Below are 7,578 nucleotides of genomic sequence, written 5' to 3'. Positions count from 1 at the left end.
GCGCATGGTCGCCCGTTTCAGGTCGGGGTCAGTCGGCTCGGTGGCGGCGTCTCGGGCTCGACCGCGCCTGCTCCGAGTCTCGACTCTCCTGCTCGGCGGGCGGTTCGGCCGACGCCGGCATCGGCTCGGCGCGCTGGGCCATCTCGCGCAGGAGCTGGTCGAAGATCGGCGTCGACATCACGGTTTCGCGTGTCATGCGCGCCCTCCCTTAACGTGGAGCTTCTCCCTGGACGGACCGTAACGCCCGAACATGCTCAGACTGCCAAACCAGGGCCGACACGATCGGGCGAACTCATTCCGCTGGTGGGACATACTGCGGGTAGGACAAGCGGCCTTCGAATGGGTGAGGATGGGGCATATGACGGAACCTCTCGTGTCACTGAAGGTGGACATCGCTGACCGGGTCGCCGAGGTGACGCTGCTCGGCCCGGGCAAGGGCAACGCGATGGGACCGGACTTCTGGCGCGAGCTCCCGCGGGTCTTCGGTGAGCTGGACGCCGACCCGGCCGTCCACGCGGTCGTCCTCACCGGCAGCGGGGCCAACTTCTCCTACGGCCTCGACCTGCCCGCGATGATGCCCACCTGGGGCGAGCTGCTCGGCGGCCCAGCACTCGCCGCCCCGCGCACGCGGTTCCTCGGCGAGGTCCGCACCCTCCAGCGCGCCGTCACCGCCGTCGCCGCCTGTCGCAAGCCGGTGGTCGCGGCCGTGAGCGGCTGGTGCATCGGCGGCGGGGTGGACGTGATCGCCGCCGCGGACGTTCGGCTCGCCAGCGCCGACGCGAAGTTCAGCGTGCGCGAGGTGAAGGTCGCCATCGTCGCCGACCTGGGCAGCCTGCAGCGGCTCGCGGGCATCATCGGCGAGGGCCACCTGCGTGAGCTCGCCTACACCGGCAAGAACGTCGACGCCGTGCGGGCCGAGAAGATCGGCCTCGTCAACGACGTGTACCCGGACCAGGCCGCTGTGCTGGCCGCGGCTCGCGAGCTCGCGGCGGAGATCGCCGCCAACCCGCCGCTCGTCGTGCAGGGGGTCAAGGACGTGTTGGATCATCAGCGCGAGGCACAGGTGGCCGACGGCCTGCGGTACGTGGCGGCGTGGAACTCCGCGTTCCTGCCCAGCGAGGACCTCCGCGAGGCCGCGCAGGCGTTCCTCGAGCGCCGGGCCCCCGAGTTCCGCGGCGAGTAGTCGAGCAGGGAGGCACACGAGTGAGCAGCGCGACCGAGACGTTCCGGGCGGCACGGGACTTCCTCCTCGAACACCGGGAGGACTATCTCCGGGCGAGCGCGGACTTCGACTGGCCGAAGCTGACCGAGTTCAACTGGGCGCTCGACTGGTTCGACGCGGTCGCGGCCACCGAGCCGACCGGGAGTCGGCTCGCGCTGTGGATCGTCGAGGAGGACGGCGCCGAGGAGAAGTGGACCTTCGCCGACCTGTCCCGCCGGTCGAACCAGGTCGCGAACTGGTTGCGCGCCAACGGGGTTCGCCGCGGCGACCGGCTGATCCTCATGCTGGGCAACCAGGGCGAGCTGTGGCAGACGATCCTCGCGGCGATGAAGCTCGGCGTCGTGCTGATCCCGGCGTCCACCCTGCTCGGCGCGGCCGACCTGCGGGACCGGGTGGACCGCGGCCGGGCCGCGCACGTCGTCGTGCGGGACGCCGACGCGCCCAAGTTCGCCGACGTGCCGGGCGACTACACGCGGATCGCGGTCGGCGAGCCGGTCGACGGCTGGCTGAACTTCGCCGACTCGCGGGACGCGCCCGCCGACTTCACCCGGGACGGCTCCACGAAGGCCGACGACACGCTGCTGCTCTACTTCACCTCCGGCACCACCGCGAACCCGAAGCTGGTGCGGCACACGCACGTGTCCTACCCGGTCGGCCATCTGTCCACCATGTACTGGATCGGCCTCGAGCCCGGCGACGTGCACCTGAACATCTCCTCGCCGGGCTGGGCCAAACACGCGTGGAGCAACGTGTTCGCGCCGTGGAACGCCGAGGCGACGGTGTTCATCCACAACTACACCCGCTTCGACGCCGGCGCGCTGATGTCCCAGATGGACCGTTGTGGCGTGACGTCGTTCTGCGCGCCGCCGACCGTGTGGCGCATGCTGATCCAGGCCGACCTCACGCAGCTGAAGACGCCGCCGCCCAAGGTCGTCGGTGCCGGCGAGCCGCTCAACCCCGAGGTGATCGAGCAGGTCGCCAAGGCATGGCGAGTCACGATCCGGGACGGCTTCGGACAGACCGAGACCAGCGTGCAGGTCGCGAACACGCCGGGCCAGCCGGTCAAGCCGGGCTCGATGGGCCGCGCGCTGCCAGGGTTCGGCATCGCGCTGGTCGACGCCACCGGGGTGCCGAGCGACGAGGGCGAGATCTGCATCGACCTGTCCCGGCGCCCGATCGGCCTGATGGTCGGCTACGCGGACGACGACGAGCGCACCGGCGAGGCCATGCGCGACGGCTTCTACCACACCGGCGACGTCGGCTCCCGGGACGCGGACGGCTACATCACCTACGTCGGCCGCGCCGACGACGTGTTCAAGGCGTCGGACTACCGGATCTCGCCGTTCGAGCTGGAGAGCGTGCTGATCGAGCACGACGCGGTGGCCGAGGCCGCGGTCGTGCCCTCGCCGGATCCGATCCGGCTCGCGGTGCCCAAGGCGTACGTCGTGCTCGCCGCCGGCCACGAGCCCGGTGCCGAGACGGCGCGGTCGATCCTCGCGTTCGCCCGCGAGCATCTGGCTCCGTACAAGCGAATCCGGCGCCTGGAGTTCGCGGAGCTGCCGAAGACGATCTCCGGCAAGATCCGCCGCGTCGAGCTGCGCGGCCGCGAGCACGAGGTCCACGCCGACCCGCAGGCGGCGGTGGCGGGGGAGTACCGCGAGGAGGACTTCCCCGACCTGAAGTCCTGAGCTCGGGATCAACCCGCTCGACCCGGGCAACACCAGCTACCTGCGGTGTAGCTGTCCATGACAACCAGGTGAACGTTGGCTACTCGTTCGTGGCAGCGGTTAACGACGGCGCTCGACCTGCCGACAGCAATGGACGGAGGAGTGACCCGTTCGACCCTGTGAGTTCGTGATGCCGAGCGAGAACCTGCCCACCAACCCGTGTTCCGTGGTGTGGAGCCGCGGACATGCCTACGTCCGGGAGGCCGGCCTCGGCCGCATCCGCTGGATGGGCGTGGACGACCGGGGGCGACCGCAGTCGCTCACCGACGCCGACCTGCGCCGACGTGGCTGGAGCCACACTCCGGAACCAGCACGGCACTGAGCCCTGCCCCGATACTCTCGGGGCATGGTGGACAGCGCACGGCCGGTGCCTCCCGAGGTGGAGGAGCTGCCCGATCGCTGGCTGACCATTCCCAACCTGCTCAGCGTCATCCGGCTCGCCGGCGTGCCGGTGTTCCTCTGGCTGCTGCTCGGTCCCCAGGCCGACGGTTGGGCGCTGCTGATCCTCGTGTTCAGCGGCGTCTCCGACTGGGCCGACGGCAAGATCGCCCGCTGGCTCAACCAGGCCAGCCGCCTCGGCGCCATGCTCGACCCGGCCGCCGACCGGCTCTACACGCTGGCCACCGCGATCGCGTTCGTCGTGCGCGACATCGTGCCGTGGTGGGTCGCGGCGGTCCTCGTGCTGCGCGACGTGCTCGTCGGCGTCTGCATCTGGCTGCTCGGCCGCAAGGGCTTCGCGCCACCGGAGGTCACCTACGTCGGCAAGGCCGCGACGTTCAACCTCATGTACGCGATGCCGCTGATGCTGCTCGCCCAGGGCGGCTCCGCGGCCGCCACGTTCGCCCGCCCGATCGCGTACGCGTTCACCATCTGGGGCGCCGCGCTCTTCCTCTGGTCGGGCGCCCTCTACGTGGTGCAGACCCGTGCCGCGCTGCGTTCCTCGGTGCCCTCGTCGGGCGGCGCGGAGTCCCTCTAGGATTCGCCCGAGACATCGCTGCGATATCGCACTGAGCGTGAGGGATGGGGCCGTGACACCGGAGGAGCTCAAGTACACCGAGGAGCACGAGTGGCTGGCCGACAAGGCCGCGGGCACCGTGCGGGTCGGCATCACCGACTTCGCCCAACAGCAGCTCGGTGACGTCGTCTTCGTGGAGCTGCCCGAGGTCGGCAAGACCGTGAGTGCGGGCGACGCGGTGGGCGAGGTCGAGTCGACCAAGAGCGTGTCGGAGATCTTCGCGCCCGTCGACGGTGAGGTCACCGCGGTCAACTCGGCGCTCGACGGGCAGCCGGAGTTGATCAACAGCGACCCCTACGGCGAGGGCTGGATCCTCGAGCTCACCCTGGCCGACGCGGACGCGCTCGCGGGGCTGCTGGACGCCTCGGCCTACCAGGAACTGACCGAGAAGGACTGACCTGCCCGCGCGGGCGGGTCACCGTCTGGCCTGCTGATCGCGCACGGTAGGTTCTGCTAATGAAGAAGTCAGCACCAGCAGGAGGAGAGCTCAGGTGAGCACCAACGACGGGCCCGGCGTCCCGCCCGAGCAGTCTCCGGAGCGGACTTCCGTCTTCCGGGCCGACTTCCTCGCCGAGGAGGGCACCGAGGCTCCGGCCACGGAGCCGTCCGTCGCCGGCGTGGACGCCCTGCCGGCCGGCTCGGCCCTGCTGGTCGTGAAGCGCGGGCCCAACGCGGGTTCTCGCTTCCTGCTCGACCGGGACACCACCAGCGCGGGCCGGCACCCGGACAGCGACATCTTCCTCGACGACGTCACGGTTTCCCGCCGGCACGCGGAGTTCCGCCGCGAGGGCGGCGAGTTCGTGGTGATCGACGTCGGCAGCCTGAACGGCACCTACGTCAACCGCGAGCCGGTCGACCAGGCCGTGCTCGCCGGCGGCGACGAGGTGCAGATCGGCAAGTTCCGCCTGGTCTTCCTCACTGGTCCGCACGCTTCCTGAGTTCCGCACAGGGGTGTCGGTGTGACGGCTGCCGGGCGGCCAGCGGGGGAGGGGCTGAGCATCGGTGCGGTGCTCGGCCAGCTACGCCCGGACTTCCCGGACGTCACCATCTCCAAGATCCGCTTCCTGGAGTCCGAGGGACTGATCCAGCCCGCGCGCACCGCGTCCGGGTACCGGCAGTTCACTCCGGCCGACGTCGCGCGGCTGCGGTTCGTGCTGGCCGCACAGCGCGACCACTACCTGCCGCTGAAGGTGATCAAGGAGCAGCTCGACGCCGCCGACCGCGGGGACGCCGGCGACGACCCGCCCCGCCCGTCGCGGGGGCTGGTGTCCGTGCCGGCGGAGGGGCTACCCGCCGCGGAGGAGTTCGCCGACGCGCCGACCCGCCGGCTCACTCGGGAGGAGCTGCTCGAACAGGCCGGCATCAGCATGGCCATGTTGCGCGAGTTGGAGCAGTACGGGTTGATCCGTCCGGGTGCAGCGGGGTTCTACGACACGGAGTCCGCCGCGGTGGCGCAGCTGGTGTCGACGATGGCCGGATACGGCATCGAACCGCGGCACCTACGGGCCTTTCGCGCGTCCGCGGACCGTGAGGTCGGGCTGCTGGAGCAGATCGTCGCGCCGATGTATCGCCAGCACGGCGACGACGCCCGCGGCCGGGCGGACGAGGCGATGCGAGAGCTCGCCGCCTTGTCGGTCGGGCTGCACACCCTTCTCGTCAAAGCGGGAATGCGCCAGATTTCGGGCAGGTAGAGTAAAGATCAACAGGATTGCTCGAAGCTGGACGTGTTCGCATCGTGACGCGGATCGCTGGTCGATTACGCAAGCGTCGGGACCGGATGGCGGGTAGCGTCGACGCTAGCGATGAGCGATCCTCGATGTGTGGGTGGACATCTTCGCTGAGCGAAGGGAGGCGAACCCGATGAGCGAGATGCGAGTCGTGGGCGTGCGGGTGGAGTTGCCCGCAAACCAGCCGATCTTGCTGCTGCGCGAGACGGATGGTGAGCGTTACCTCCCGATCTGGATCGGCTCGGTGGAGGCCACCGCCATCGCCCTGGAGCAACAGGGCGTCCGTCCGGCTCGCCCGCTGACGCATGACCTGCTCAAAGACGTCATCGGCGCGCTGGGCCGAGAGCTCGAGCAGGTCCGGATCACCGACCTCCGCGAAGGCACCTTCTTCGCCGAGCTGGTCTTCGACGGCGACGTGCGGGTATCCGCGCGGCCGAGCGACTCGGTCGCCTTGGCGCTTCGCGTCGGTGTGCCCATCCACGCTGAGGACTCCGTCCTGCAGGAGGCCGGGCTGATCATCCCGGACGAGCAGGAGGACGAGGTCGAGAAGTTCCGCGAGTTCCTCGACTCCGTCTCACCGGAAGACTTCCGCGGCGCCGACACCTGAGGGTGGCTGACACCTGAAGCCTCTACTTGACGTTGAGGTTTGGCGTGCGCCCGTCCGCGCGTCGCGTTGACCGGTCCCCGCTACCGACCTACCGTCATTACTGAGCGAATCGCGCGGATGTCATTCACCTCCTCCGGGCGACTCGCGGGCGGTTGAAGAGCGGAGGCAGGCGTGGTCGAGGAAGGTCCCGTCGAGGCCGGCACCGGTGAGCAGGGCGAACTGTTCCCGGACGAGTCAGCGCCCGACGAGCTCGTCGGCTACCGCGGCCCCGCCGCGTGCCAGATCTCGGGGATCACCTACCGGCAGCTGGACTACTGGGCGCGGACCGGACTGGTCGCGCCGACCATCCGCAGCGCGCAGGGCTCGGGCTCCCAGCGGCTGTACTCGTTCAAGGATGTGCTGGTCCTGAAGGTGGTCAAGCGCCTGCTGGACACCGGGGTGTCGCTGCAGAACATCCGTGTGGCGGTCGACCACCTGCGCCGCCGCGGCGTGCGCGACCTCGCGAAGATCACGCTGTTCAGCGACGGCACCACGGTCTACGAGTGCACCTCGCCCGAGGAGATCGTGGACCTGCTGCAGGGCGGCCAGGGCGTGTTCGGCATCGCGGTCAGCGGCGCCATGCAGGAGATCAACGGCACGATCCACGAGTTCCCGGCCGAGCGCGCCGACGGCGGCGTGGTCGAGCCGGTCACCGAGGACGAGCTCACCGCCCGCCGCAAGGCGCGCAACGCCGGCTGAGCTTTCGTCCGAACCGGCGCCCGGTTTCGCGGGCCTTACGCAAAAGTGCTCGCTCGCGGGTTGTCGCGTGCTGACGCCTCCACTGGGGGTAGGCTGCGCGGTGTAGTCGCTGATCCCGCGCGGGAGAGACCGAACAGTCAGATCCGGCTTGCTCGGCGCCGAAGGAGCAACTCCTCCCCGGAACCTCTCAGGCACCCAGGACCGTGCGGGCGAGACGCCTCTGGAAAGCGGGTGGTTACCACCCCGCCGAAGGTGCAAGTCCGCGTGAGCGGGCGAAGCTCTCAGGCGCCCTCGGGCACGGACAGAGGGGGAGGGCTGCTTCGGCGTGCCCACCCAACGGAGGCGACACAGTGACCAAGGACCGCATCCCGCTCGCCGCGCTCGAGGACGGCACCCAGTTCGCCGACCGGCACATCGGACCGCGCCCCGCCGAGCTCGCCCGCATGCTCGACGTGATCGGGGTCGGCTCGCTGGAGGAGCTCGTCGAGCAGGCCGTACCCGCCTCGATCCGCGAGCAGGCGGGCGACGCGGACCTCCCCGCG

Annotated in this window: 11 protein-coding genes and 1 riboswitch; of the genes, 10 read left to right on the top strand and 1 reads right to left on the bottom strand. The window is 70.1% G+C overall.

What is annotated here, in order from left to right:
• Nucleotides 1-28: 28 nt before the first annotated feature.
• Complete coding sequence (locus tag ACRDSK_RS16215) at nucleotides 29-196, bottom strand: hypothetical protein (RefSeq protein ID WP_431441807.1); 168 nt, start codon at nucleotides 194-196, stop codon at nucleotides 29-31.
• 162 nt (nucleotides 197-358) lie between these two features.
• Between ACRDSK_RS16215 and ACRDSK_RS16210 the strand changes: the two genes are divergently transcribed.
• The 10 genes from ACRDSK_RS16210 to ACRDSK_RS16165 form a co-directional block, all read left to right on the top strand.
• Nucleotides 359-1,183, top strand: a complete 825-nt coding sequence (locus tag ACRDSK_RS16210) for a crotonase/enoyl-CoA hydratase family protein (protein ID WP_431441805.1) — start codon at nucleotides 359-361, stop codon at nucleotides 1,181-1,183.
• Nucleotides 1,184-1,203: 20 nt separating this feature from the next.
• A complete protein-coding gene (locus tag ACRDSK_RS16205) occupies nucleotides 1,204-2,910 on the top strand; it encodes an AMP-binding protein (protein ID WP_431441803.1) in 1,707 nt (568 codons plus the stop codon).
• Nucleotides 2,911-3,079: 169 nt separating this feature from the next.
• Complete coding sequence (locus ACRDSK_RS16200) at nucleotides 3,080-3,271, top strand: hypothetical protein (RefSeq protein ID WP_431441801.1); 192 nt, start codon at nucleotides 3,080-3,082, stop codon at nucleotides 3,269-3,271.
• Nucleotides 3,272-3,295: 24 nt separating this feature from the next.
• Nucleotides 3,296-3,925, top strand: coding sequence for a CDP-alcohol phosphatidyltransferase family protein (locus ACRDSK_RS16195; RefSeq protein ID WP_431441799.1), 630 nt, complete (start codon nucleotides 3,296-3,298; stop codon nucleotides 3,923-3,925).
• A 52-nt stretch (nucleotides 3,926-3,977) separates the two neighbouring features.
• Nucleotides 3,978-4,361 (top strand): glycine cleavage system protein GcvH, encoded by a 384-nt coding sequence (gcvH, locus tag ACRDSK_RS16190; RefSeq protein ID WP_431441797.1) that lies wholly within the window; start codon nucleotides 3,978-3,980, stop codon nucleotides 4,359-4,361.
• Nucleotides 4,362-4,455: 94 nt separating this feature from the next.
• Entirely contained in the window at nucleotides 4,456-4,902 is a 447-nt protein-coding gene (garA, locus tag ACRDSK_RS16185; RefSeq protein ID WP_431441795.1) for a glycogen accumulation regulator GarA, read from the top strand.
• Between the two features lie 21 nt (nucleotides 4,903-4,923).
• The gene (gene ftsR, locus ACRDSK_RS16180; RefSeq protein WP_431441793.1) at nucleotides 4,924-5,655 is read left to right on the top strand and encodes a transcriptional regulator FtsR; all 732 of its coding nucleotides are present in this window, start codon (nucleotides 4,924-4,926) and stop codon (nucleotides 5,653-5,655) included.
• A gap of 169 nt (nucleotides 5,656-5,824) precedes the next feature.
• Entirely contained in the window at nucleotides 5,825-6,298 is a 474-nt protein-coding gene (locus ACRDSK_RS16175; RefSeq protein WP_431428694.1) for a bifunctional nuclease family protein, read from the top strand.
• Between the two features lie 171 nt (nucleotides 6,299-6,469).
• Nucleotides 6,470-7,036 (top strand): MerR family transcriptional regulator, encoded by a 567-nt coding sequence (locus ACRDSK_RS16170; RefSeq protein ID WP_431441791.1) that lies wholly within the window; start codon nucleotides 6,470-6,472, stop codon nucleotides 7,034-7,036.
• A 110-nt stretch (nucleotides 7,037-7,146) separates the two neighbouring features.
• Nucleotides 7,147-7,250, top strand: a riboswitch (glycine riboswitch).
• A gap of 136 nt (nucleotides 7,251-7,386) precedes the next feature.
• Nucleotides 7,387-7,578: hypothetical protein (locus ACRDSK_RS16165; protein WP_431441790.1), on the top strand; the 192-nt coding region annotated here is incomplete at its 3' end.

Source organism: Actinophytocola sp. (assembly GCF_050699915.1).
Taxonomy (GTDB): domain Bacteria; phylum Actinomycetota; class Actinomycetes; order Mycobacteriales; family Pseudonocardiaceae; genus Actinophytocola.
The sequence above is the reverse complement of the archived record's forward strand: the minus strand, read 5'-3'. Positions and strand labels throughout refer to the sequence as shown.

Coding starts and splice junctions, on each gene's coding strand:
- ACRDSK_RS16195 (WP_431441799.1), top strand. CDS start 3,296: ATGGTGGACAGCGCACGGCCGGTGCCTCCCGAGGTGGAGGAGCTGCCC.
- ACRDSK_RS16215 (WP_431441807.1), bottom strand. CDS start 196: ATGACACGCGAAACCGTGATGTCGACGCCGATCTTCGACCAGCTCCTG.
- ACRDSK_RS16200 (WP_431441801.1), top strand. CDS start 3,080: ATGCCGAGCGAGAACCTGCCCACCAACCCGTGTTCCGTGGTGTGGAGC.
- ACRDSK_RS16175 (WP_431428694.1), top strand. CDS start 5,825: ATGAGCGAGATGCGAGTCGTGGGCGTGCGGGTGGAGTTGCCCGCAAAC.
- ACRDSK_RS16210 (WP_431441805.1), top strand. CDS start 359: ATGACGGAACCTCTCGTGTCACTGAAGGTGGACATCGCTGACCGGGTC.